At 56.1% G+C, this 25,221-nt stretch carries 25 protein-coding genes and 4 tRNA genes; 8 read left to right on the plus strand and 21 right to left on the minus strand.

Annotated features, from left to right (window positions below; all coding sequences use genetic code 11):
- Positions 1-22 precede the first annotated feature (22 nt).
- From rpoB to ACJU26_RS14120, 12 genes are all read right to left on the minus strand, one after another.
- Entirely contained in the window at positions 23-4,111 is a 4,089-nt protein-coding gene (gene rpoB / locus ACJU26_RS14065) for a DNA-directed RNA polymerase subunit beta (RefSeq protein ID WP_414040230.1), read from the minus strand.
- 125 nt (positions 4,112-4,236) lie between these two features.
- Positions 4,237-4,623, minus strand: a complete 387-nt coding sequence (gene rplL / locus ACJU26_RS14070) for a 50S ribosomal protein L7/L12 (RefSeq protein ID WP_414040231.1) — start codon at positions 4,621-4,623, stop codon at positions 4,237-4,239.
- Between the two features lie 29 nt (positions 4,624-4,652).
- Complete coding sequence (gene rplJ / locus ACJU26_RS14075; protein WP_414040232.1) at positions 4,653-5,174, minus strand: 50S ribosomal protein L10; 522 nt, start codon at positions 5,172-5,174, stop codon at positions 4,653-4,655.
- Positions 5,175-5,317: 143 nt separating this feature from the next.
- Positions 5,318-6,010: a 50S ribosomal protein L1 gene (gene rplA / locus ACJU26_RS14080; RefSeq protein ID WP_414040233.1), complete on the minus strand. Its 693-nt coding sequence runs from the start codon at positions 6,008-6,010 to the stop codon at positions 5,318-5,320.
- Positions 6,011-6,013: 3 nt separating this feature from the next.
- Positions 6,014-6,442 (minus strand): 50S ribosomal protein L11, encoded by a 429-nt coding sequence (gene rplK, locus ACJU26_RS14085; RefSeq protein WP_414040234.1) that lies wholly within the window; start codon positions 6,440-6,442, stop codon positions 6,014-6,016.
- 53 nt (positions 6,443-6,495) lie between these two features.
- Entirely contained in the window at positions 6,496-7,029 is a 534-nt protein-coding gene (gene nusG / locus ACJU26_RS14090; protein WP_414040235.1) for a transcription termination/antitermination protein NusG, read from the minus strand.
- Complete coding sequence (gene secE, locus ACJU26_RS14095) at positions 7,030-7,380, minus strand: preprotein translocase subunit SecE (RefSeq protein ID WP_414040236.1); 351 nt, start codon at positions 7,378-7,380, stop codon at positions 7,030-7,032.
- Positions 7,381-7,401: 21 nt separating this feature from the next.
- A tRNA-Trp gene (locus ACJU26_RS14100) sits at positions 7,402-7,477 on the minus strand.
- Between the two features lie 52 nt (positions 7,478-7,529).
- Complete coding sequence (gene tuf / locus ACJU26_RS14105; protein ID WP_414040227.1) at positions 7,530-8,720, minus strand: elongation factor Tu; 1,191 nt, start codon at positions 8,718-8,720, stop codon at positions 7,530-7,532.
- A gap of 39 nt (positions 8,721-8,759) precedes the next feature.
- Positions 8,760-8,835: transfer RNA gene (locus tag ACJU26_RS14110), tRNA-Thr, on the minus strand.
- Positions 8,836-8,842: 7 nt separating this feature from the next.
- A tRNA-Gly gene (locus tag ACJU26_RS14115) sits at positions 8,843-8,916 on the minus strand.
- Between the two features lie 54 nt (positions 8,917-8,970).
- Positions 8,971-9,055, minus strand: a tRNA-Tyr gene (locus ACJU26_RS14120).
- 263 nt (positions 9,056-9,318) lie between these two features.
- Here ACJU26_RS14120 and ACJU26_RS14125 point away from each other — a divergent pair.
- The 3 genes from ACJU26_RS14125 to ACJU26_RS14135 all read left to right on the plus strand — a co-directional run bounded on the left by ACJU26_RS14125 (position 9,319) and on the right by ACJU26_RS14135 (position 12,130).
- A complete protein-coding gene (locus tag ACJU26_RS14125; protein WP_414040237.1) occupies positions 9,319-9,960 on the plus strand; it encodes an OmpA family protein in 642 nt (213 codons plus the stop codon).
- 101 nt (positions 9,961-10,061) lie between these two features.
- Positions 10,062-11,744 (plus strand): ubiquinone biosynthesis regulatory protein kinase UbiB, encoded by a 1,683-nt coding sequence (gene ubiB, locus ACJU26_RS14130; RefSeq protein WP_414040238.1) that lies wholly within the window; start codon positions 10,062-10,064, stop codon positions 11,742-11,744.
- Between the two features lie 35 nt (positions 11,745-11,779).
- Positions 11,780-12,130 (plus strand): LapA family protein, encoded by a 351-nt coding sequence (locus ACJU26_RS14135; RefSeq protein WP_414040239.1) that lies wholly within the window; start codon positions 11,780-11,782, stop codon positions 12,128-12,130.
- A 19-nt stretch (positions 12,131-12,149) separates the two neighbouring features.
- Here ACJU26_RS14135 and ACJU26_RS14140 read toward each other — a convergent pair whose 3' ends face one another.
- The 9 genes from ACJU26_RS14140 to ACJU26_RS14180 form a co-directional block, all read right to left on the minus strand.
- Positions 12,150-12,725, minus strand: coding sequence for a tetratricopeptide repeat protein (locus ACJU26_RS14140; RefSeq protein WP_414040240.1), 576 nt, complete (start codon positions 12,723-12,725; stop codon positions 12,150-12,152).
- Between the two features lie 160 nt (positions 12,726-12,885).
- Positions 12,886-13,329, minus strand: a complete 444-nt coding sequence (gene nusB, locus ACJU26_RS14145) for a transcription antitermination factor NusB (RefSeq protein WP_414040241.1) — start codon at positions 13,327-13,329, stop codon at positions 12,886-12,888.
- A 6-nt stretch (positions 13,330-13,335) separates the two neighbouring features.
- The gene (ribE, locus tag ACJU26_RS14150) at positions 13,336-13,803 is read right to left on the minus strand and encodes a 6,7-dimethyl-8-ribityllumazine synthase (RefSeq protein ID WP_414041994.1); all 468 of its coding nucleotides are present in this window, start codon (positions 13,801-13,803) and stop codon (positions 13,336-13,338) included.
- A 6-nt stretch (positions 13,804-13,809) separates the two neighbouring features.
- Positions 13,810-14,931, minus strand: coding sequence for a 3,4-dihydroxy-2-butanone-4-phosphate synthase (gene ribB / locus ACJU26_RS14155; protein WP_414040242.1), 1,122 nt, complete (start codon positions 14,929-14,931; stop codon positions 13,810-13,812).
- Positions 14,928-15,584, minus strand: coding sequence for a riboflavin synthase (locus tag ACJU26_RS14160; RefSeq protein WP_414040243.1), 657 nt, complete (start codon positions 15,582-15,584; stop codon positions 14,928-14,930). The genes ribB and ACJU26_RS14160 overlap by 4 nt, the downstream gene beginning before the upstream one ends.
- Positions 15,585-15,587: 3 nt before the next feature.
- Positions 15,588-16,688, minus strand: a complete 1,101-nt coding sequence (gene ribD, locus ACJU26_RS14165; RefSeq protein ID WP_414040244.1) for a bifunctional diaminohydroxyphosphoribosylaminopyrimidine deaminase/5-amino-6-(5-phosphoribosylamino)uracil reductase RibD — start codon at positions 16,686-16,688, stop codon at positions 15,588-15,590.
- Positions 16,678-17,166: a transcriptional regulator NrdR gene (nrdR, locus tag ACJU26_RS14170; RefSeq protein WP_414040245.1), complete on the minus strand. Its 489-nt coding sequence runs from the start codon at positions 17,164-17,166 to the stop codon at positions 16,678-16,680. Before nrdR ends, ribD begins: the two co-directional genes overlap by 11 nt.
- Before the next feature lie 6 nt (positions 17,167-17,172).
- Positions 17,173-18,417 carry a serine hydroxymethyltransferase gene (gene glyA, locus ACJU26_RS14175; protein ID WP_414040246.1) on the minus strand — a complete coding sequence of 415 codons (1,245 nt, stop codon included), beginning with the start codon at positions 18,415-18,417 and terminating at the stop codon, positions 17,173-17,175.
- 105 nt (positions 18,418-18,522) lie between these two features.
- The gene (locus ACJU26_RS14180) at positions 18,523-19,302 is read right to left on the minus strand and encodes a hypothetical protein (protein ID WP_414040247.1); all 780 of its coding nucleotides are present in this window, start codon (positions 19,300-19,302) and stop codon (positions 18,523-18,525) included.
- A 207-nt stretch (positions 19,303-19,509) separates the two neighbouring features.
- Between ACJU26_RS14180 and metX the strand changes: the two genes are divergently transcribed.
- The 5 genes from metX (at position 19,510) to metE (ending at position 25,218) form a co-directional block, all read left to right on the plus strand.
- On the plus strand, positions 19,510-20,661 hold the full coding sequence (metX, locus tag ACJU26_RS14185) for a homoserine O-succinyltransferase MetX (protein ID WP_414040248.1): 1,152 nt from the start codon (positions 19,510-19,512) through the stop codon (positions 20,659-20,661).
- On the plus strand, positions 20,658-21,263 hold the full coding sequence (gene metW, locus ACJU26_RS14190; RefSeq protein ID WP_414040249.1) for a methionine biosynthesis protein MetW: 606 nt from the start codon (positions 20,658-20,660) through the stop codon (positions 21,261-21,263). The genes metX and metW overlap by 4 nt, the downstream gene beginning before the upstream one ends.
- Before the next feature lie 21 nt (positions 21,264-21,284).
- On the plus strand, positions 21,285-21,941 hold the full coding sequence (locus ACJU26_RS14195) for a glutathione S-transferase family protein (RefSeq protein ID WP_414040250.1): 657 nt from the start codon (positions 21,285-21,287) through the stop codon (positions 21,939-21,941).
- 41 nt (positions 21,942-21,982) lie between these two features.
- Complete coding sequence (gene ubiE / locus ACJU26_RS14200) at positions 21,983-22,768, plus strand: bifunctional demethylmenaquinone methyltransferase/2-methoxy-6-polyprenyl-1,4-benzoquinol methylase UbiE (protein ID WP_414040251.1); 786 nt, start codon at positions 21,983-21,985, stop codon at positions 22,766-22,768.
- A gap of 95 nt (positions 22,769-22,863) precedes the next feature.
- On the plus strand, positions 22,864-25,218 hold the full coding sequence (gene metE / locus ACJU26_RS14205; RefSeq protein WP_414040252.1) for a 5-methyltetrahydropteroyltriglutamate--homocysteine S-methyltransferase: 2,355 nt from the start codon (positions 22,864-22,866) through the stop codon (positions 25,216-25,218).
- The last annotated feature ends 3 nt before the right edge of the window (positions 25,219-25,221 follow it).

Genomic DNA, 25,221 nt, shown 5'->3' on the forward strand with positions numbered 1-25,221 from the left:
TTGCCCGCCCGGGGCAGAAATATTACTTGGACTGTTCCAATTCAATGTCAATACCCAGCGAACGCAACTCTTTCAACAGCACGTTGAAAGACTCCGGCATTCCGGCATCCATGCGGAAATCGCCTTTGACGATGGACTCATACATTTTACTCCGTCCACTGACGTCATCGGATTTCACGGTCAGCATTTCCTGCAAGGTATAGGCCGCTCCATAGGCTTCCAGGGCCCAGACTTCCATTTCTCCGAAGCGCTGACCACCGAATTGTGCCTTACCACCCAAGGGTTGCTGCGTCACCAGGCTGTAAGGTCCGGTGGAGCGAGCATGCATCTTGTCATCGACCAAGTGGTGCAGCTTGAGCATATAGAGGTAACCCACGGTCACCGGGCGATCAAAGGCATCCCCCGTGCGACCATCATAGAGCGTCACCTGACCGCTTCGCGGCAGTCCGGCCAGTTCCAGCATATCGCGGATTTCCTCTTCGGAGGCACCGTCAAAGACCGGCGTCGCCATGGGCACACCACCGCGCAGATTTTGCGCCAGTTCCCGGATTTCCTCATCGCTGAGACTGTCGAGATCTTCCTTCTTGCCGGCCCGGTTGTAGATTTCCGCGAGAAAAGCCCGCATTTCCTGCATGGCCAGATCGCTTTCCAGCATGGCCGCAATTTTTTTACCGAGTCCTTTGGCTGCCCAGCCCAGATGGGTTTCCAGAATCTGACCCACATTCATACGGGAAGGCACGCCCAGAGGATTGAGCACGATATCTACTGAGGTGCCATCCGCCAGATACGGCATGTCCTCTACCGGTACGATTTTGGACACCACCCCCTTGTTGCCGTGGCGGCCCGCCATTTTGTCGCCGGGCTGCAGCTGCCGCTTGATAGCCACATGCACCTTGACCATTTTCAGCACACCGGGGCTGAGATCATCGCCCTGGGTCAGCTTGCGGCGCTTTTCTTCCAGCACGGCATCCAGACGCTGGCGCTGTTCCTCCAGCTGGGCGCGAATCTGCTCCAGCGCATCATTACCTTCTTCAGAACGCAGGCGGATTTCGAACCATTGGGCGCGGGGCAGATCCTTCAGATAAGCCTTGGTGACCTTGTTTCCAGCGGCAAGCCCATTGGGACCACCCTCGGCCACCTTGCCGATCAACTGCCTTTCAATACGCTGATAACTGTCTTCCTCGACAATCCGGTACTGATCGTTCAAGTCCTTGCGGATGCGGGTCAATTCCTGCTCTTCGATGGACTTGGCCCGCGCATCCTTGTCGATACCATCGCGGGTGAACACCTGGACGTCGATCACCGTTCCATACATGCCGGCCGGCATGCGCAAGGAATTATCCTTCACATCCGAAGCCTTCTCACCGAAGATGGCGCGCAACAGCTTCTCTTCGGGGGTCAACTGGGTTTCGCCCTTGGGCGTTACCTTGCCCACCAGAATGTCTCCGGGAGACAGTTCGGCACCAATGACGACAATGCCCGATTCATCCAGATGGCGGAGTGCACCTTCGGCGACATTGGGAATATCCCGGGTAATTTCTTCCGGCCCCAGTTTGGTATCCCGGGCAAAAACCGGAAACTCTTCAATATGGATGGTGGTGTAGCGATCTTCTGCCACCACCCGCTCCGAAATCAGGATAGAATCTTCAAAATTATAACCATTCCAGGGCATGAAAGCCACCAGCATGTTTTGCCCCAGAGCCAGTTCACCCATTTCGGTACTGGGACCGTCGGCCAGCACATCACCGCGACTGACCACATCGCCGACCTGTACTACCGGCCGCTGATTCAATGTCGTGTTCTGGTTGGAGCGGGCGTATTTCACCAGATTGTAAATATCCACGCCGGGCTCTTCCGCCAGGGTCTCTTCGTCATTGACGCGGATGACAATACGGGCGCCATCGACAATATCCACCACCCCACCACGGCGGGCCACCACGGCGGCACCGGAATCGATGGCCACCACCCGCTCCATACCCGTGCCCACCATGGGTGCATCGGAACGAATGGTGGGCACCGCCTGACGCTGCATGTTCGAACCCATGAGGGCCCGGTTGGCATCATCGTGTTCAAGGAAGGGAATCATACTCGCCGCCACTGAAACAATCTGGCGGGGAGAAATATCCATGAATTGGACCTGATCACGACTGGCCAGTGTCGTCTCGTTCTTGTAACGACAGGAAATCAGATCATCCATCAGCATGCCATTGTCGTCCAGGGCCGAGTTGGCCTGGGCAATCATGTAATTGCCTTCTTCAATGGCGGAAAGATACTCGATTTCATCGGTCGCACGGCTATCGACAACCCGTCGATACGGGGTTTCCAAAAAGCCGTATTCGTTGGTCCGGGCATAGCAGGACAAGCTGTTGATCAAACCGATATTAGGACCTTCCGGTGTTTCAATCGGGCAGATTCGGCCATAATGGGTAGGATGCACGTCGCGGACCTCAAACCCGGCCCGTTCACGGGTCAAGCCGCCAGGCCCCAGGGCGGAAACCCGGCGCTTGTGGGTGACTTCAGACAACGGATTGGTCTGGTCCATGAACTGGGAGAGCTGGCTGGAACCAAAAAACTCATTGACGACTGCCGCGATGGGTTTGGCATTGATGAGATCCTGGGGCGTCAAGCCTTCGCTTTCGGCCAGGGCCAGACGATCTTTCACGGCTCTTTCCACCCGCACCAATCCCAGACGGAACTGGTTCTCCATCAACTCACCGACCGAGCGGACCCGGCGATTGCCGAGGTGATCAATGTCATCAATCTCCCCGATACCATTACGCAGGGACACCAATACCTTGAGCACGGCGAGAATGTCTTCACTGCTCAACACACCGGGGCCGGTAATTTCTTCACGACCCACCCGGCGGTTGAATTTCATCCGCCCCACAGCCGACAAATCATAACGATCCGGGCTGAAGAACAGACCCTGGAACAGATTCTGTGCGGCATCCTTGGTGGGCGGTTCACCCGGGCGCATCAAGCGATAAATTTCCATCTGCGCTTCATGGGCATCCCGGGAAGTGTCAATGCGCAGAGTCTCGGAAATATACGGCCCGCGATCGAGTTCATTGATGTACAAGGTATGCAGGGACAATGACGGTCCCTTGCGCAACACATCCAGCACTTCGCCGGTAATGGGTTCATTGACGGCCAGCAGCACTTCACCGGTTTCCGGGTTGACCACATCCTTGGCGACGATTTTTCCCAGCACGAACACATCGGGTACAGGCAACTGTTGCAAACCCGGGACTTCGGCCATGGCCTTGATATGACGCGCGGTGATGCGTTTACCCGTCGCTACCAGCAGTTCGCCGGTTGCCGGGTTGACGATATCAAAGCTGGCAATTTCACCCTGCAAACGCTGGGGGATGAAATCATAGAGCAGCACGCCGTCGAGAATATGGAAGGTATCCGTTTCGAAAAACATTTCGAGAATATCTTCGGTGCTGTAGCCGAGCGCTCGCAACAGCGTCGTCGCTGGCAATTTACGACGCCGGTCAATACGAGCATAAACATGATCCTTCGGATCAAATTCAAAATCCAGCCAGGAACCGCGATAGGGAATGATTCGGGCATTAAACAACAACTTGCCGGAAGAATGGGTTTTGCCCCGGTCATGATCAAAAAACACACCCGGGGAACGGTGCAACTGGGACACAATAATGCGCTCGGTACCGTTGATGACAAAAGAACCATGTTCGGTCATGAGCGGTATTTCGCCCATGTACACGTCCTGCTCCTTGACATCCTTGACGCGCTTGGCGCCGGTACTGTCGTCCTTTTCCATGACCGCCAGGCGCAGACGCACGCGCAGCCCGGCATTATAGGTCAGACCACGCTGACGGCATTCCACCACATCAAAGGCCGGTTTTTCCAGACGGTAGGAAACATAATCCAGCATGGCATTGCCGGAATAGCTTTCCATGGGAAAAATCGAGCGGAAAACCGCCTCCAGCCCTGTTTCCTTGCGCGCCGCCGGAGGCACCGACTCCTGGAGGAACTCTCGATAAGAATCCATCTGCGTAGCCAGCAGATATGGCACTGCGAGAATGCTCTGGCTTTTGCCAAAGTCTTTACGAATCCGTTTCTTTTCAGTAAAAGAGTAGGCCATGGATGCTCCGCGCAACAACTGCAAGGTTTAGGGACAAGACTTAAAGCTGCTTTCCACAAACGATAAGGGGCTGGCAACCTTTACTGTTGCCAGCCAGATAAACCGCTCAAAACGGGTATAACAGATTATTTGATCTCCGCCTCGGCCCCGGCCTCGACGAGTTGTGCCTTGACACTTTCCGCCTCGGCCTTGGCAACGCCTTCCTTGACCGGCTTGGGAGCGCCATCCACCAGATCCTTGGCTTCTTTCAGGCCCAGACCGGTAATGGCACGCACCACCTTGATGGTGTTTACCTTATTGGCGCCAGCACCGGTCAGAATGACATCAAATTCCGTCTGTTCTTCTGCTGCGGCAGCATTTTCACCACCTGCAGCGCCGCCGGCAGGAGCAGCAACAGCTACTGCAGCTGCAGACACACCGAACTTTTCTTCCATTTCCTTGATCAGTTCGGAAAGTTCCAAAACCGTCATACCTGCAATAGCGTCTAAAATTTCTGCTTTGGACAATGCCATTTCACAACTCCTTCATCATCAATTTTGAGTTAGGCAGCGCGTTGATCGCGAACTGCTGCAAGGACCCGAACAAAACGACTCGGAACCTCGTTGAGGGTGCGTACAAAACCGGATACTGGTGCCTGCATGGTGCCGAGCAACTTCGCCAGCAATTCTTCACGGGACGGCATCTTGCTCAACTGAACAATCGCCGCTGCGTCAATCTGCTTGCCACTCAATACCCCACCGGTAACCACCAGCTTGTCAAAACGCTTGGAGAAATCCGTAAAGATTTTGGCTAATGCCACCGGATCTTCCGCCGCTGCAAATACCAAGGGTCCCTTCAACAAAGGTTCCATGACCGCAAACGGTGTGCCCAGCAATGCCCGCTTCAACAGCGTATTTTTTACTACCTGAACATGTACGGACTGCTTCAGTGCCTCAGCCCGAAATGCCGTCATCTGTGCCACAGTCAAACCACGATATTCTGCTACCACAGTGGCTTGCGCCTCTGCGATTTTGGCCTGAAGGGCGATGACAACCTGTTCTTTTTCTGCGAGTTTAAGGCTCACGTGAATGTCACCTCCTATCTAACCGAGGCGGCCAAAAAGCTGGCGCGCCGTCGCCTACGCAGGGAAAATCATTAAGGCTTGCGCCCCCTGCGGTCTTTGTACGCCGGCTCACGCCGACTTTTCCGCCCGAAGACAGAAAACTGTTACGCCAGACCAGAAAGATCTACCACGACCCCAGGACCCATGGTCGGGGACAAACTGACCTTACGAATATAAATACCCTTGCTAGTGGCCGGCTTGGCTTTACGCAAACTGTCAATCAGGGCCAGCAAATTTTCCTGCAACGCTTTGGCCTCGAAAGAGGATTTACCGATGCTGCTATGCACAACCCCGCCCTTGTCGGCGCGGTAACGCACCTGACCGCCTTTGGCATTGACAACAGCCGTGCGCACATCGGCAGTAACCGTGCCCACCTTGGGGTTAGGCATCAAACCACGCGGACCCAGCACCGGCCCCAAAGTACCGACAATACGCATGGCATCAGGAGTGGCAATCACCACGTCGAAGTCCATCTGACCAGCCTTTACCTGCTCTGCCAGATCTTCCATGCCGACAATATCCGCACCCGCTTCCCGTGCTTCGTTGGCTTTGTCCGCCGTCGCAAACACGGCGACCCGCGTTTGCTTACCCGTACCGTTTGGCAGCACTACCGCACCGCGAACCACCTGATCCGACTTGCGGGGGTCAATACCCAGTCCTACCGCCACATCCACCGACTCGTCAAATTTGGCGGTCGCCATTTTTTTGACCAGTTCCAGCGCTTCTTCAATACCGTAGTGCTGGTTACGATTGACCATATCCCGAACTAGCTGAGTCCGTTTGGATTTATTCGCCATGTCTTAATCCTCCACCGTCAGGCCCATACTCCGGGCAGTTCCGCGCACACTCCGTTTGGCGGATTCCAGATTTTCGGTGTTCAGATCGGGCATTTTGGTCTTGGCGATTTCCTCGACCTGTGCTTCCGTGACCTTACCGACCTTGACGGTATTGGGACGGCCACTACCCTTGGGCAAACCCGCAGCTTTCATCAACAGTACTGCAGCGGGTGGAGTTTTGACCTCAAAGGTAAAACTTTTATCGGCATAAACCGTAATCACCACCGGCAGAGGCAAACCTGGCTCCACACCCTGGGTCTGGGCATTGAAGGCCTTGCAGAATTCCATGATATTGAGGCCGCGTTGTCCCAGGGCCGGGCCAATGGGTGGACTCGGATTGGCTTGCGCAGCCTTCACCTGCAACTTGATATAACCCGTTATTTTCTTTGCCATTACTAAACTCCTGTGAGGTGCAAACGCCGCCAGGCTCCCTCGTCATGTCACGGTCAGACTTTTTCTACCTGACCAAAATCCAGCTCCACGGGGGTGGACCGACCAAAAATGGTGACCGATACCCGCAGCTTGCTTTTTTCAAAATTGACTTCTTCCACCACGCCATTGAAATCTTTGAAAGGTCCGTCAATGACGCGCACCTGTTCACCCGCATCGAAGCTGAACTTGGGACGGGGTTTTTCGACGCCTTCCTTGATACGGTCCATGATGGCATCTGTTTCAGCATCGCTGAGTGGATGAGGACGCCCTACGGATCCGCCCACGAAACCCGTCACCCGGGGAGTGCTTTTCACCAGATGCCAGGTGGTGTCATCCATTTCCATTTGCACCAGGACATAGCCCGGATAAAACATGCGCTGAGAATTGGTTTTCTGGCCATTGCGCATTTCCACGACTTCTTCCACAGGCACCAGGATCTCGCCAAAACGATCTGCGAGGCCTTCACGCTGTGCCCGTTCGCGTATTTCTGCCTGAACTTTTTTCTCAAAACCCGAGAATGCATGTACCACATACCAACGCATAGCCATTTAGCCAACTCCTCCGAGTAGTAGCCGTACCACACCAAGGAGTGCTAGATCGACCAACCACAGAAAGGCCGCAATGACGGCAATCAAGCCTATGATGATGGCAGTACTCCGCAACACTTCAGTGCGGGTTGGCCAGACGACTTTCAGCAATTCGAGATACGCCTCTCGAAAAAACACCAAAAGCTTCTTTCCGCTTTCACTATAGGCAAACAAGCCGACGGCAATCAGCAAACCGGCGGCAAGGCCAACACTCGGGTAATACGTCCCGATACGCGCGGGGATCAGAAAGTAGGCGAACACCCCGAGGGCAGCGAAACCTGCCGCAAAATAGAGCCTCACTTTTTCCGACATGACCACCGCACCTTATAATAATGGCAGGGCAGGAGGGGATCGAACCCCCAACCTGCGGTTTTGGAGACCGCTGCTCTACCAATTGAGCTACTGCCCTGCAGACGGCAAACGGCGGTCAAGCCGCCGTTCAACTATACAACGCTACCGAATTATTCGACCACCTTGGAAACCACGCCAGCGCCCACCGTACGGCCGCCTTCACGAACCGCAAAGCGCAGACCTTCTTCCATCGCGATGGGGGCAATCAGAGAAACCTTGAACAGAATGTTGTCTCCCGGCATCACCATCTCCACCCCTTCCGGCAATTCCACCGCGCCCGTCACGTCCGTCGTCCGAAAGTAAAACTGCGGGCGATAACCATTGAAAAACGGCGTGTGACGTCCACCTTCTTCCTTCGACAATACATACACTTCGGCTTCAAAACGCGTGTGCGGCTTGATGCTGCCCGGCTTGGCCAGGACCTGGCCCCGCTCCACATCGTCTTTCTTGGTACCCCGCAGCAGCACTCCGACATTGTCCCCCGCCTGCCCCTGGTCCAGAATCTTCCGGAACATTTCCACGCCGGTCACAATGCTCTTGGCCGTGTCGCGGATGCCAATGATTTCAATTTCATCCCCCACCTTGACCACACCGCGCTCGATACGACCCGTCACCACAGTGCCCCGTCCGGAAATGGAAAACACGTCTTCAATGGGCATCAGAAAGGGCTTGTCCACCGGACGTTCCGGCAACGGAATGTAACTGTCCAGAGCGTCCGCCAGCTTGAAGATGGACGGCTCACCAATGTCGCTCTGATCCCCTTCCAACGCCTTGAGGGCGGAGCCAATCACCACCGGAATGTCATCTCCCGGAAAGTCGTACTTGGTCAGCAACTCTCGGACTTCCATTTCCACCAGCTCCAGCAGCTCGGCATCGTCCACCATGTCCGCCTTGTTCAGAAACACGACAATATAGGGAACACCCACCTGACGGGCCAGCAGAATGTGTTCGCGGGTCTGGGGCATCGGGCCATCCGCCGCCGATACCACGAGAATGGCACCGTCCATCTGCGCGGCTCCGGTGATCATGTTCTTGACGTAGTCGGCGTGCCCCGGACAATCCACGTGCGCGTAGTGACGGTTCTCCGTCTCGTACTCCACGTGCGAGGTCGCAATCGTGATGCCACGCGCCCGCTCTTCCGGCGCATTGTCAATCTGATCATAGGCCCGTACCTCACCGCCAAACTTCGTCGACAGCACCTTCGTCAGCGCCGCCGTCAATGTGGTCTTCCCATGGTCCACGTGACCAATCGTTCCCACGTTTACATGCGGCTTCGTCCGCTCAAATTTCCCTTTGGACATCAGAAACTCCCCAAGAAAACAGACCAAGAAAAAATAATATGGAGCCCACAACCGGATTCGAACCGGTGACCTCTTCCTTACCAAGGAAGTGCTCTACCGCCTGAGCTATGTGGGCCTACTTCTGGAGCGGGTGATGGGAATCGAACCCACACCATCAGCTTGGAAGGCTGAGGTTCTACCATTGAACTACACCCGCATAAACCGTGACGCCCGCGCCGCTTACACTACAATTTCTACTCATCATATAATATGGTGGAGGGAGGAGGATTCGAACCTCCGAAGGCAGAGCCGTCAGATTTACAGTCTGATCCCTTTGACCGCTCGGGAACCCCTCCACGATTAGCGGCGCATTGTGCCGCCTAGGGCAGGGGTCTGTCAACAGATTTAAACCGGGTAATATCTATAACGTACTATAATATACTTCAAAACGTTTGTGCCAATTCGCAGCAAGTAGTCAGGGCAGAGTAAACTACTTCACCAAAAAGCAATGCTTGTTCCTAATTTCTTGACATCGTTGCCGAATTACAACATTCTTTGCGTGACGGTTTTAGATTTTGTCCGGCAGATTTCTGCCTGAGCTTGAGAGGAGGGTTTATAAATGCAACACATTAAACGTATTACCCTGATGCTGGCCATCAGCGGCGGTCTTTGTGCCGGAACAGCCTTTGCAGACAACGGCTATACCGGTTATGCCATTCAGGCAGGAGGCAAGCCCGTGGTCACCTCCACAGGGGCCTGCGTTCGCGGTGGCCGTCCTGTTACTGACGGTGCCGTCCCTGAATACTGCGCACCCGCCAAGCCAGCACCGGTGGCTGTGACGCCTGCTCCCGCACCCGCACCCGCACCCATTGCTCCCGTTGAGCGCACGGTGCTGGTCAGCAAACCCATCACCATTACCGGCATCAACTTCAAATTTGATTCCTACAAGCTACTGGATCATGACATCAAGGTTCTGGATGAGGTCGCCGATTTTGCCAAAAATCATCCCAGCGCGGTTCTGGACGTGAATGGTTACTGCAGCAAGGTTGGCAGCTACGCGTACAACCTGAAACTGTCAAAGTTGCGTGCCCAGAGTGTGGCGCAATACTTGAGCAGACACGGCGTTTCCAACGATCGTATGGTCCTCAAAGGTCATTCCTATAATGATCCCGTTGCCAGCAACGCCACCGCACGAGGACGCTTCCTGAACCAGCGCGTGGAGATCAACTCCAGCATTAAGGTTCAAAAAACCGTCCATTAATCAGCGCCTAAATAGCGATGCAAGGCGGATCAGTACTGATCCGCCTTTTTTATGGTTTTTTCCATCATGCAGCATCCTGATTCCATGCTAGACTAGCGATCATGCGACAATCCCTGCTTCGTTTCGTGCGTACCCTGCACATCACTCGCGTCCTGGTGCGCTACCGCCTGGATGAAGTGCTTTATTTTTTGCCCATACTGAAGCCCTATCGGACCGTTCTACGCCTCAGCCCCATGTCTTGGCTGGGTCCCAAACCCCAAGGAGATTTTGCGGAACGCCTCCGCCAGGCCCTCGAAACATTGGGTCCGACCTTCATCAAACTGGGGCAGATGTTATCCACCCGGCGCGACTTGCTACCCGATTATATTACTCAGGAGCTAGCCAAGCTGCAGGATGCCGTCCCCCCCTTCTCCTCTGAGGAGGCCCGCAAAATCATTGAAGCAGCACTCGGCAAACCGGTCCCATCAATATTTGCGGAGTTCGACCCCCAGCCCGCTGCGGCAGCATCCATCGCCCAGGTGCATTTTGGCGTTCTGAAGGACGGACGTGAAGTCGCCATCAAGGTCCGGCGTCCGGGATTGCGCCGGGTAATCGATCAGGACCTGGCCATATTGGGCCTGCTGGCGGATCTGGCTGAACGCTATTCGCAAGAAGGCAGACGCCTGCGCGTCCGTGCAGTCGTGGCGGAATATGCCAAAACCTTGCGCGGTGAACTGGATTTATTGCGCGAAGCGGCCAATGCCAGCCAGCTGCGCCGCAATTTTGCCGCCGAACCTAATCTGCTTTACGTTCCGGAAATTTATTGGGATTTTTGCAGTTCAGCCGTCCTGGTGATGGAACGTATTTATGGTATCCCCATCGGGCAAATGGACGCCTTGCGCAAGGCCGGCATCAATTTTGACCAGCTCTCCCGCCGCGCGGCGGAAATCTTTTTCCGCCAGGTTTTTCGTGACGCCTATTTCCACGCAGACATGCACCCGGGCAATATTTTCATTGATCCCCAAAATGGTCGTTTCATTGCCGTCGATTTTGGCATCATGGGCAGCCTGGACGATGCCAGTCAGCACTACCTGGCGGAAAACATGGTTGCCTTTTTCCAAAGGGACTACCGAAGAGTCGCCGAGGCGCATGTGGAAGCTGGCTGGGTGCCTCCCGATACCAATGTCCAGGATTTCGAGGCAGCAATCCGGGCCATTGCCGAGCCGGTATTTGAAAAACCGCTGAATGAAATCTCAGTGGCCAATCTTTTGTTGCGCCTGTTCCAGACGACCCGGGCATTTCAGATGCAAACCCAGCCCCAGCTGCTATTGCTCCAGAAAACCCTGGTAAATGTGGAAGGCATTGCCCGGGACTTCAATCCGGCACTCAACATGTGGGAAGTAGCCACGCCGCTGCTCAGGGAGTGGCTGAGTCGCCAGCGCGGTCCTCGAGGTTGGTGGACAGAAATGCAGCGGCATTTTCCTGAATGGGGACTCGTATTACCTGAAATGCCTGTTCTTTTGCACAATATTCTTCGCCAGACACAACAAGGTGAACTTCCTCTGGTAATCCGCAATCAGGATCTGGATGGGATTCGGCAAGAGCTGCGGCGGGGCATGTTGCGCCTCTCCTTTGGAGTCAGCGGAACATTTATCGTCATTGGCATTGGCATCATGGCCGCCCTGACCCATAAACTGGATTTTGCCATTCTCGATCTGCCACTCTGGGCCTGGCTGATTTTGCTGCCTGCCCTGAGCTGGATTGCCATACACTGGGTGTCCAGCTTCTTCAAAGTGCGAGACTAGCGGCTTTAATATTCCATCACAGGGAGGGTATCATCATGTGGATCATTATTTCTCTGATTATTGCGGCATTGGCGGTCATATTTGCCGTCCAGAACAATGTCATGACATCCGTGCATTTTTTTTCATGGACTTTCGCCCAGTCACAAGGCGTGATATTGCTCTGTGGATTTGTGGCGGGTTTCATTGCCAGCATGTTGATTTACTTGCCGACCCATATTCGTAATAAGCTGAAAATACGCCGTCACGAACGCCGGCTTTCGGAACTGGAAGGTCAACTCAATGAAGAAAGAGGCAAGCGGGAATATATCGAAAAAGAGCACGCCGCTGCCTTACGTATTCAAAAAAGCAACGGCATCAGCGGGTCCAAAACCGAGAGCAACGGCTGAGAACCCGGTTTTATCGGGCCTAATCGCCCTTTTTGTCGGCGACCGCGACAACAGTGGCTTTTTTAAATTCGGGCACCGTGCGGGCCAGAACCTGCAGGTTTTTGCTCGCCTGCACGTTGCCCGCTGCTGCCGCCTTATGCCACCACAGGGCGGCTTTGCTATAATCCTGCGGCACGCCCTGACCCATGAAGTAGAGATTACCCAGGTTATACTGAGCGGCAGAAACTCCCAGCGCTGCAGCCTTGTTCCACCAGTAAGCCGCCTTGGCCAAATCCTTGGGAACACCCTGACCAAAATAATATTGCATGCCCAGATTGTATTCGGCCTTTCCATAACCATGCAGGGCGGATTTTTCAAACCATTGTGCCGCGAGACCATAGTTCTGGGGCACGCCCTCACCCAGCGCGCAACGCGTACCAATACTGTTTTCCAGTTTGGCGGTGGTCAGCTCTGCCGGTTGTGAACTGGCAGAATCTTCCATTTCCGCTTTACCGGCCATGGTCTGGGCATCGGCCAGAGGCGCGGCAAGCAATAACAAGGCGGCCGCCGAGCAAGAGAACACCCCAGGAATACGCAAAAAACGATGAGCAGGCATGATTCACTCCATAAATGCAGGGTAATGGCTTTCAGATGTGAAGGTTACACCATAAAGCTAAGAAACTGCCAGAACTTTTTTCAGCCATCACTCCCCTCAGGGCCAACCGGACTCGGCATCATTATCACAAGCCTAAAAAGACGCTGAACGGCGTCCGTATTCAGGGTTCGATTTGGGCAGTTTCCATCTGTCGCCAGCGCTGGGCAAGCTTGTCGAGCACGGCATTGACAAAGCGATGGCCCTGTTCGGCCCCAAAATCCTTGCCCAACTCGATGGCCTCATTGATGACCACCCGGTAGGGGGTTTGCGGCAAATCCCGCAGCTCGTAAGCCGCCAGACGCAAAATGGCGCGTTCCACCTCACTGATTTCATCTTCCCAACGTCGATCCGGGATTTCCTCGGCGATGGCGGGATCCAGCTGCGGGATGGCGTGACAAACACCCTCCCAGACGCTGGCAAAAAATTCCCGATCGGCCCCCTGCAGGCGTTCCGGGTCGGCCGTAAACTGCAAGGCGATATCTGCACAATGCCCGGGATTCAACTGCCACTGGTATAAAGCCTGGATGATGGCCTGACGCGCCAGGCGGCGACGACTGTTTTTCATGGAAGTTCAGATCTGATCCAGCAGTTGCACCATTTCGAGGGCGGTCATTGCCGCATCGAAACCCTTGTTTCCGGCTTTGGTGCCTGCCCGTTCAATGGCCTGCTCGATGCTGTCCGTGGTCAATATGCCAAAAATAACCGGAATACCCGTATCCATGGCCACCTGTGCCACGCCTTTGGATACTTCTCCGGCCACATAATCGAAATGGGGCGTACCTCCGCGAATGACGGCCCCCAGACAGAGAACGGCATCATAATTGCCACTGCGAGCCAGTTTTTGCGCAACCAGCGGGATTTCATAGGCACCCGGCACATAGACCACATGAATTTGCTCGTCACTGGCGCCGTGACGACGCAGGGCATCTATGGCACCCTGCTCCAGTTGCTGGGTGATAAAACTGTTGAAACGGCTGACCAGCAGCACAAAACGAAACTTGCCGGCTTGCAGACTGCCTTCTATTTGTTGAATCATGATTTTTCCTTAGTTATTTTCCTGAAATGGACGTTGCCCGACAATTTCGAGGCCAAATCCACCGATCCCCCGATACTGGAACTGACTGTCACTCAATACCTCGGCGCGATGCACGCCCAGATCCGTCAAAATCTGGGCGCCAATGCCAAAAGTACGCAAAACCCTTCCGGCATCCCCGGCCTGACCCGGTCCTTTGGGCAATTCCGGCAAGGCGGCCACTTCCTGCAGAAGTTCTTCCACCGTTTCCTCGTGATGCAGGTACACCAGCACGCCGCGACCCTCTGCCGCAATGCGCTGCAAGGCCCGGGTATTGGGACTGGCGGCCCCGGCAAACAGATCGTTGAGGATTTTACCGACCTGCACCCGGACCAGCACAGGACTATCCGCAGCCGCCACATCGCCCATGGCCAGGGCAAAATGAGTTTCCCTGGCCACCCAATCGCGATAGACGTATAACTGGAAATCCCCATAAACCGTCTGCCAGGGACCCTGGGCCTCGCGCTCGACAATCCTTTCCCTTTCGAGGCGGTAACGAATCAGGTCGGCAATGGTTCCGATCTTGAGGCCATGCTCCGCCGCATAAGGAAGCAAATCCGGCAAACGCGCCATTTCACCATCGGCATTGAGAATCTCGCAAATCACTCCGGCAGGCTGGCAGCCGGCCAGACGCGCCAGATCTACTGCCGCCTCGGTGTGACCAGCGCGCACCAGCACTCCACCCGGTTCGGCAGCCAGCGGGAAAACATGACCGGGCATCACCAGATCTTCGGGCACCGCATCGGCAGCAATGGCCGCCTGAACGGTGGCGGCCCGATCTGCCGCAGAAATGCCTGTGGTCACGCCCCGGGCCGCCTCAATGGAAACCGTAAACGCGGTGCCAAGGCTGGCGGTATTGTGCCCGACCATTTGTGGCAAGCGCAATTGTTGGCAACGCTCCCGGGTCAAGGGCAAACACACCAGACCACGCGCCTGAGTCACCATGAAATTGATGGCGGCGGGAGTCACAAACTCTGCCGCCATGATCAGATCACCCTCATTCTCCCGACCTTCATCGTCCATGAGAATCACCATGCGACCCGCCGCAATATCTGCAATGATTTCTTCGGCGGAACTGATTTTACCTGCACTCATACCGGATATCCTTTGGCAGCCAATGATTCGCGAGAGATGGGTGATTTTAGCGCCGAGTCTGACACGGTCGCTACCCAGCGTTCCAGATAGCGGGCAACCAGATCCACCTCCAGATTCACCCGCTGGCCCACCCGCCAGGCCGCTGCCGTCGTCTGACTCAGGGTATGGGGAATCAGATTGAGCAAGAAACGATCTCCCTCCAGGGCATTGACGGTCAGACTGATACCGTCCACACAAATGCTGCCTTTGGCAGCAATGTAACGCAGCAACTCCCGGGGTGCGGTCACCGCAAATACCCGGGAGCGACCTGAATCCTGTATGCTGTGAATCTGCCCCACCCCATCCACATGCCCGGCCACCAGATGTCCCCCCAGACGATCAGCCAGACGCAGGGCTTTTTCGAGATTCACGGCACTCCCTGTTTTCAGGCTACCGAGCAGGGTCCTATCCAGGGTTTCGCGGGAAATATCCACCGCGAACCCGTCCTTATGGAGATCCACCACCGTCAGACAAACACCCGATACGGCAATACTGTCTCCCAGCTTGACATCCCCCAGATCAAGGCCGCCAGAAGCCAGGGTCATCCGGTAGTCACCGCCCTGGGGCTGTAATTGGCGCACCTGACCCAGCGCCTCAATAATACCCGTGAACATGTTTCAGTCCTCCCGCGGACTCAGGGTCCACTTCAGATCATTGTCCAGCAATTCGATGCCGCGACTCTGCCAGCGCGGGGCATCGGCAAGCCGGGCAAAAGGCCCCACCTGCACTGCCCCTTGGGCTCCCTGACCCAGGAGCATGGGCGCCACATAGACTATCCACTCATCCACCAGCTTTGCGGCAAACAAGGCGCGTGCCAAGGTCGGTCCAGCTTCCACCAGCACTTCGTTCATCTGTTTCTCGGCCAGCAAGTGCAGCAGCGCCAATGGATCCAGCCGCGCTCCCTCCAAGGGAACGGCAAGCAACTCCGCCCCCGCCTTTTGGAGCCGACTGTGCTTTGCCGCCGGCACTTCCGGTCCATGAGCAATCCAGACCGCACCCGGTGAGGCAAACAGCGCAGCATCAGCGGGGGTACGCAAATGGGTATCCAGAATCACCTTGACCGGATAACGGCGCAAAGACATTTCCAGGCGCGGAGCCAGACGCGGATTATCGGCCAGGACCGTGCCAACCCCTACCATAATGGCACTGACCCGCGCCCGCTCTTTTTGCACATCGGCGCGCGCCAGCGCGCCGGTCAACCATTGGCTCTGTCCATTGGCCAACGCCACAGCGCCATCCAGGCTGATGGCCTGCTTCAGACGGATCCAGGGGCGACCACTTTCCATACGCCGCAAAAAACCGGGGTTCAGCGCCCGGCTTTCCGCTTCACCGCAGCCGATATCCACCGGAATTCCGGCAGCCCGGAGGCGGGCAATGCCCTGTCCTGCCACCAGTGGATTGGGATCCTGCATGGCCACGACCACACGCGCCACCCCGGCGCCAATCAAGGCATCCGCACAGGGTCCGGTGCGTCCCTGATGGCAACAGGGCTCCAGGGTAACATATACGGTTCCACCCCGGGCGGCCGCTCCGGCTTCGGCCAGAGCAATAACCTCGGCATGAGCCTCTCCGGCAAAAAGATGGGCGCCCCGACCAACGATGTTTTCACCCTGCACCACCAAGGCGCCCACCCGAGGATTGGGATGGGTGGAGTACAATCCCTGCCGCGCCAGATCCAGCGCCAGCGCCATGAAGGTCGCATCGCGATCAGTCCGCACCTGCACCTTCTTCCGTATCCGTGGGCTGCACCGCTTTCAAACGGGCAATTTCCGCACTGAAGGCGTCCACATCTTCAAAGCGCCGATAGACCGAGGCAAAGCGCACATAGGCGACAGGATCGAGGCCGCGCAAGGCTTCCATGACCAGCTCCCCGATCAGGCGCGCCGGTACTTCACGATCACCTTTTTCGCGCAGGCGACGTTGTATCTGGCGCAAGGCAGCATCCACCTGTTCCGTGGGCACGGGCCGTTTGCTGAGTGCCCGGGTCAAGCCCCGCTGGAGCTTGTCTTCATTGAAAGCCTCGCGGCGACCATCGGTTTTCACCACCATCGGCAAGGCCAGTTCTGCCCGCTCAAAAGTCGTGAAGCGTTGTCCGCATTGCGGACATTCCCGGCGGCGCCGCACTGTCCCACCCTCATCGGCAAGGCGGGAATCCACCACCCGGGTATCAGCGAAGGCGCAAAACGGGCAATGCACAGAATCCTAACCGTAAACCGGAAACTGTTTGCACAGGGCGATCATATCCGCTTGCACCCGGGCGATCACCGCCTCATCACCAGGAGCATCCAGCACATCGGCGATACCCTTGCCCAAGCGCTGCATTTCCGCGTCGCCAAAACCACGGGTAGTGGCTGCCGGAGTACCGATACGAATACCGCTGGTGACGGCGGGCGGACGGGTATCAAAAGGCACCGCGTTCTTGTTGACGGTAATGTGCGCCAGACCAAGGGCCTCCTCGGCTTCCTTGCCTGTCACCTTTTCGCCCAGATTGAGGAGGAACAGATGATTGTCGGTGCCGCCAGAAACGGCCGTATAACCGCGCTCAGCCAAGACCCCGCTCAGGGTCTGGGCATTGCGAATGACCTGCTGCTGATAGGTCTTGAATTCGGGCTGCAAGGCTTCCCGGAAGGCCACCGCCTTGCCCGCAATGACATGCATCAGGGGGCCGCCCTGCAATCCAGGGAAAATCAACGAGTTCACCTTTTTGGCATATTCTTCTCGACAGAGAATCAGGCCACCACGCGGACCACGCAGGGTTTTGTGGGTGGTGGTGGTGACAAAATCAGCATGGGGCACCGGGCTGGGATGCAAACCGGCGGCAACCAGTCCGGCAATATGGGCCATATCCACCAGCAGATACGCACCGATACTCCGGGCAATCTCGCCGATTTTTTCAAAATCAATGATGCGGGAATAGGCGCTGGCACCAGCGACGATCATTTTGGGGCGTTCCTGTTCGGCTTGGGCCGCCAGTGCATCATAATCAATGCGGCCATCTTCAGCACGCACCCCATAGGCAGCCACCCGAAAGAGCTTGCCCGACACATTGACCTTGGCGCCGTGGGTCAGATGTCCCCCATGGGCCAGACTCATGCCCATGATCTTGTCACCCGGCTGCAAGACCGAAAGATACACCGCCTGGTTTGCCTGAGAGCCGGAATGGGGCTGCACATTGGCGTGTTCGGCACCAAAGAGCTCCAGAGCGCGATCAATGGCCAGTTGCTCGGCGACGTCCACATATTCGCAGCCACCATAATAACGTTTGCCCGGATAACCCTCGGCGTACTTGTTGGTCAGCACCGAACCCTGGGCCGCCATTACCATGGGACTGGTATAGTTTTCGGAAGCAATGAGTTCCACATGGTCTTCCTGACGTTGGGTTTCCTTGCGTATGGCATCCCACAAGGGGGGATCAAAATCAGCAATACTGAGGGTTTTGGAAAACATGCTGCACTCCTTCAAAAACTTCCGGGAAATTTGTGGCTAGACACTAATGGATACAAGCACTCACGGCAAGCGTAAAAAATGCGTGCACGCCATGAATGAAACTCATCAGAGCTTGACACGCACCGGCTGGGGATGCTGCGCCAGCACAAAGTGTGTGGCCTCTTTCTTTTTCCGGGGTGGGCGTCGTTTGTCGGCAAATATGTCCTGATAGGCGACATGAATGACGGGTGGTCCCAGAACCCAGACAATCAAGCCCAGCCACAATTGGGAAAAGGCCGGCATGAACAGATTGGCCAACAGAATAATGGCCCAGAGTCCAATCAGGGGATCCCGCAATTCCGGCCGGAACAACAGGGTCAAGGTGGTTTCCACCTCGGATTCAAGCCAGCCATGGCCCTTGTGCAAGGCCAGGGCGATACCGAAAAAAGCCGGAGAAAACCAGAAGTAAGGCATCAGGGACAAGTCCGAGAAACGCTGTCCGAAAGCAAACCACCAGCCCCAGAATCCCTGCCCCATCCCGGTATTGTCCTGCCAGGGAATATGGATTCCGGCGAGCAGGCCGCCCATGACGACCATGTCCTGGCCAAACTCGAAAATCATGCCAAAAACGGCAAAAAGCATCCCCCAGACCACGGCCACGTGCAGGGCATGCCGGATTTGTCGGGGGGTATAGGATTCCACCTCTTCATCGGTATTGGCGGCGATTTCCAGGCCGAAGAGCAAGCCCAAAGGGGCCAGGGCATACATCAGCCATTCCGGGAAGGGAATGGCTGCAAGCACCAAGGCACCTCCGGAGAGCAACAACCAGGGACGAGGCCGGGCCATGACCAGCTCGGCGCCCCCTTCGACCCAGCTGACTACGCGATTTACCCACTTCCAGGCCAAAATCATCTCCCAGCAACATGGCGCATGACCAAGCACAACTTGTCGCTCAGCCTTTCTAGCGATAATTCTAGACCATCCAGACGCGTGAATACAAAATTCTTACACAGGGTTTGTAGCACCCTATCACCACCTTCCTGCCGCTTGTCGCCGCCCGGCTTGAAGTTTAGACTCACTCGGCTCTGTTTTGATGATTAGATAAAGCATACCATGCCTGCTCAAATACCTGCTGATTCCGTTGGATTGGTCACACCGCAGACGGTCACTTTCCCGGCCGACCTGCAACTGGAGTGTGGGCGAAGCTTGCCTGGCTATACCTTGGTTTATGAAAGTTACGGCGTGCTGAACCCGGAGCGCAGCAATGCGATTCTGCTTTGTCACGCGCTTTCCGGTGACCATCATGCTGCCGGTTATCATCACATGGAGGATCGCAAACCGGGCTGGTGGGAGCACCTGCTCGGCCCCGGCAAGGCCATGGATACGGAGCAGTTTTTTTTCGTCTGCGCCAACTTCATCGGATCGTGCAAAGGTTCGACCGGTCCAGCGAGCATCAACCCGCAAACGGGTAGTCCCTGGGGCCTGGATTTCCCCATGGTGACCGTGCATGACTGGGTGAAAACCCAGGCCGATCTGGCTGACCACCTGGGTATTGCGCAATGGGCTGCCGTCATTGGCGGTAGCCTGGGCGGCATGCAGGTTATGCAATGGAGCATGGATTACCCGGAGCGCCTGCGCAATGCCGTGGTCATTGCTGCCGCGCCCAAGCTGACTGCCCAGAACATCGCTTTCAACGAAGTCTGCCGACAGGCGATCATGACCGATCCGGATTTTCATAATGGCCGCTATTATGCGCACGATACCAAACCCCGCCGGGGACTCTCCCTTGCCCGCATGATCGGCCATATCACCTATCTTTCGGATGACGCCATGCGCAGCAAGTTTGGCCGCGACACCCGAGGAGGCAAGGCTTTCTCTTTTGGTTTTGATGTGGATTTTGAGGTGGAAAGCTATCTGCGCTATCAGGGTTCCAGCTTTGTCGAACGTTTTGATGCCAATAGCTATCTCTACATTACCAAGGCCCTGGATTACTTTGATCCGGCCAGTGCCTACGGGGGCAATCTGGCAGCGGCCTTTGCCCAGGTACAAGCCGCTTTTCTGGTCATCTCTTTCAGTTCCGACTGGCGCTTTTCCCCGGAGCGCTCCCGGGAAATCGTCCAGGCACTCTATACCTGCAATCGGGATGTCAGCTATGCCGAAATCGAAACCACCCACGGCCATGACTCGTTTTTGATGCCCATCCCCCAGTATGTGGCCGTCCTCCGCACCTATCTGCAACGCGTTGCCGAGGAGATCGGACTATGAAGTTGCGTCGTGATCTGGCCATCATTGCCGACTGGATAGCTCCCCAAAGTCGCATCCTCGATCTGGGTTGCGGGGAGGGGGAACTCCTGGCTTACCTGCGTGCCGAAAAGGAAGTGCAAGGTTACGGGGTGGAAATCGAGGAAGACCGGATTGTTGCGGCCATTCGCCGGGGAATTCCCGTCATTCAGCAGGATCTGGATCAGGGACTCAAAAACTTTGCCGACTTAAGCGTGGATACCGTTGTGCTTTCCCTCACGCTCCAGGCGACGACCTATCCGCGCCAGCTATTGCTGGAAATGTTGCGGGTAGGTCGGGAAGTCATCGTGACCTTCCCCAATATGGGGCACTGGCATGCGCGCTGGCAACTGGGCGTTCTTGGCAAAATGCCCACCACAGACGCCTTGCCCCATTCATGGTATGATACTCCCAACATCCACCTGTGTACGATCCGGGATTTCGAGCAGCTTTGCGCTGAAAATGGTATTGTCATTCATCAGCGGGTGGTACTGAATGACCAGCGTCGCAGTACCTGGCGCAATCGTCTGTTACCCAATTTTTTTGGAGAAGTCGCCTTGTATCGTTGTGCGCTGGGCACACGCTGAGGTCTAAACGAGGAGAATGCCATGACTCTGGAACTGATCAGCTTCCCCCTCTGTCCCTATGTGCAACGCTCCATCATCACTCTGCTCCATAAACAGGTGGGCTTCCAGCTCACCCATATCGATCTCGCCCATAAACCTGAATGGTTTCTCGCTTTATCCCCCATGGGTAAAGTCCCCTGTCTGAAAATCGGTACGAACACGGTACTTTTTGAGTCCCAGGTCATCAATGAATATCTGGATGAAACCATCGCTCCGGCATTGCATCCCGCGGATCCTCTGGAGCGCGCCCAGCATCGTGCCTGGATTGCCTTTGGCAGCGAAATGATCGGTGACCAGTTTCAGATGATGGTTGCCCAGGGTGAAGAACGTTTCACCGCCGCCAGTCGCCAGCTTTTCGACAAACTGGAGCGGCTGGAAAAAAACATGCTTGGTGGCCATTTTTTTGCCGGCCAGAACTTCAGCCTCGTGGATGCGGCCTACGCACCGCTGTTCATGCGCATGGAAATCCTCAACGCATTACGTCCGTTGCCGCGCTGGGAAGCCTTGGGCAAACTGCGCCGCTGGACGGCCTTGCTCATGGAATTACCGGAAGTGGCCGGTTCCGTCACCGCCGATTTTCCGGAGCGGCTGCGCAATTATATCAGCGAAAAAGGCAGTCTTCTGCTACGCTCAGTCTGAATGGCAGGATAACCCATTTACGATATCAGGAGTCATGCAATATGAGTGATCAACAGGAAGAGGACATACAGCATCAGGCGCTCGTGCCCACCACCCACTTTGGTTATCAGGAAGTTCCGGAAACCGAAAAAGAACATCTGGTCAAAGGGGTATTCAGCAGCGTCGCGGGGAAATATGACCTGATGAATGATCTGATGTCACTCGGGGTTCATCGCCTGTGGAAGCGCTTCACGGTCGATCTCGCCCGCCCCCGTCCTGGGCAACGGGTGCTGGATCTCGCTGGAGGTACCGGTGATCTGGCGGCGGCCATTTATCCGCGCATCAAACCCCAGGGATCCATCGTCGTATCGGACATCAATCCGGAAATGCTGGCCGTTGGCGAAAAGCGTCTGGCCGACAAGGGGATTGTCGCCGGGGTCGAGTTCGTGGAAGCCAACGCCGAAGAGCTGCCCTTTCCCGATCGTGAATTCGATCTGGTGACCCTCGCCTTCGGGATTCGCAACATGACCCACCCCGATCGTGCCCTGAAGGAAATTCACCGCGTTCTCAAGACCGGTGGCCGCGCCCTGATCCTGGAATTTTCTCATCCGCGCTGGCCGGGTTTGCAGTCCATCTACGACCTCTACTCCTTTCGGTTACTGCCGCGCATTGGCGAAATCGTGGCCAAGGATCGGGAAAGTTATCAATATCTGGTGGAATCCATCCGCCGCTTCCCCGACCAGGATACCTTCAAGATGATGATGGAAGATGCCGGACTGGAACGGGTGGAAGTGTTCAATTTGTCGGGGGGAATTGTCGCGCTGCATCGCGGCTTTCGTATGGATTGATGAATGCTTTTCATCTGAACAGCTAAAAATTCCCTCTTGAGCCGAGGCTCCGGGCAGGGCATGATGGCCTCAATTTTCGCAGAGGAGTAATGCCCATGACGTCCGTTCACAGTCTCGGTTTTCCGCGTATTGGTCATAAACGCGAACTCAAGAAGGCGCTGGAAAGCTTTTGGTCCAAGGAAATTGACGAAAAGGAACTGCAAGCCCGCGCTGCCCAGTTACGTGACCGCCACTGGAAAATCCAGCAGACCTGTGGGATGGATCTGATCCCGGTCGGTGATTTCAGCCTTTACGACCACATGCTGGACATGAGTTGCACCCTCGGTGCCGTCCCCCCGCGTTATGGTTTTTCCGGCAGCCAGGTCGGTCTGGATACTTTTTTTGCCATGGCCCGTGGTTCCAGCACCCAGCCCGCCATGGAAATGACCAAATGGTTTGATACCAACTATCATTTCATCGTCCCGGAATTCCACGAAAACATGACCTTTCGCCTGAGCAGCGAGCGCCTGTTCGATCAGGTCAAGGAAGCCCAGGCCCTGGACATCAAGGCCAAGCCCGTACTCGTCGGACCCATCACCTATTTGTGGCTGGGCAAGGAAAAAGACCTGAACGCCGAAGCCCATCATGAAGCCCAACATCATCATGATGACAGCGCCTGTCATGGTCACGGTGCCCCGGTGGGCAATGCCTGCTTTGATCGTCTGACCTTGTTGCCCGAGGTGCTGCCGGTGTATGCCGAAATCCTCGAACGTTTGGCCGGAATGGGTGTTGACTGGGTGCAGATGGACGAACCCATGCTGGCCCTGGATCTTCCCACCGAGTGGCGCAAGGCGCTGGCATCGGCTTATCAGACCCTCGGCAAGGGCAAAAGCCCCAAGATTTTGCTGGCCACCTATTTTGATTCTGTGGCCGATCAGGCCGACGCCCTCAAGGCCCTTCCCGTTGCCGGTCTGCATCTGGACTTGCGCCGCGCTCCCCAGCAACTGGAAACCTTCCTGAAAAACTATCCCGCCGAAAAAGTGCTGTCTCTCGGCGTGGTAGATGGTCGCAACGTCTGGCGTGCCGACCTCGATGCCGCCCTGAAAGTTCTGGAACCCGCCCACCAGCAGTTGGGAGAGCGCCTCTGGGTGGCCCCTTCCTGCAGCCTCTTGCACACCCCGGTGGATCTGGACCAGGAAAACGAACTGGATGCCGAGTTGAAATCCTGGCTGGCCTTCTCGGTGCAAAAGCTGGACGAGGTCGCCATTCTCGGTCGCGCCCTCAATGCCGGCGTGGATGCCGTCGCCCAGGAACTGGCTATCGCCCGCGCTGCCGTGCATTCCCGCAAAACCTCTCCGCGCATTCACAACCCGGCCGTGGCGCAACGCCTTGAAGGCTTGGGTCAGGATAACGGGCAACGCAAGAGCCCTTTCCCTGCCCGCGAAGCCGCACAGCGCGCCCGTTTCAAACTGCCCATTTTCCCCACCACCAGCATCGGCAGTTTCCCGCAGACCCCCGAGATCCGTAAAGCCCGTCTGCAGAATCGCAAGGGTGAGTTAAGCAACGCCGATTATCGGAAAGCCATGGAAGCGGAAATCGCGCTGGTGGTGAAGGAACAGGAACGTCTGGGCATCGACGTACTCGTCCACGGTGAACCGGAACGCAATGACATGGTCGAGTATTTTGGTGAGCAGCTCGCTGGCTTCGCCTTTACCCGTCATGGCTGGGTGCAGAGCTATGGTTCACGCTATGTCAAACCGCCGCTGATTTTCGGCGACGTCTCCCGTCCCACCCCCATGACCGTGGCCTGGAGCACATATGCCCAGTCCCTGACCCAACGCCCCATGAAAGGCATGCTCACCGGACCGGTGACTATTCTTCAGTGGTCCTTTGTGCGCGATGACCAGCCTCGGGAGAGAACGGCCCTGCAGATCGCTCTGGCCATCCGCGATGAGGTCAAGGACTTGATTGATGCAGGCATCGGCATCATCCAGATTGACGAACCCGCTTACCGCGAAGGGCTGCCCCTCAAGCGCAAGGACTGGGATCATTATCTGAACTGGGCCTCACGGGCTTTCCGGATTTCCGCACAAATCGCCCCCGATGACGTCCAGATTCACACCCACATGTGTTACTCGGAATTCAACGACATTCTGCCCGCCATTGCGGCCATGGATGCGGACGTCATCACCATCGAGACTTCCCGTTCGCAGATGGAGCTGCTGGACGCCTTCGCAACCTTCAACTACCCCAACGAAATCGGACCAGGTGTCTACGACATCCACTCCCCACGCGTTCCCAGCGTGGAAGAAATGGTGGGGCTGATGGAAAAAGCCGTCAAGGTGGTGCCCGCAGAACGCCTGTGGATCAACCCCGACTGCGGACTCAAAACCCGCAAGTGGGCGGAAGTCACCCCGGCGCTGGAAAACATGGTGGAAGCGGCCAAACGGCTGCGTGCCAAATACGCCTGATTC

It is taken from the genome of Acidithiobacillus sp. M4-SHS-6, from assembly GCF_047421495.1.
GTDB lineage: Bacteria > Pseudomonadota > Gammaproteobacteria > Acidithiobacillales > Acidithiobacillaceae > Acidithiobacillus.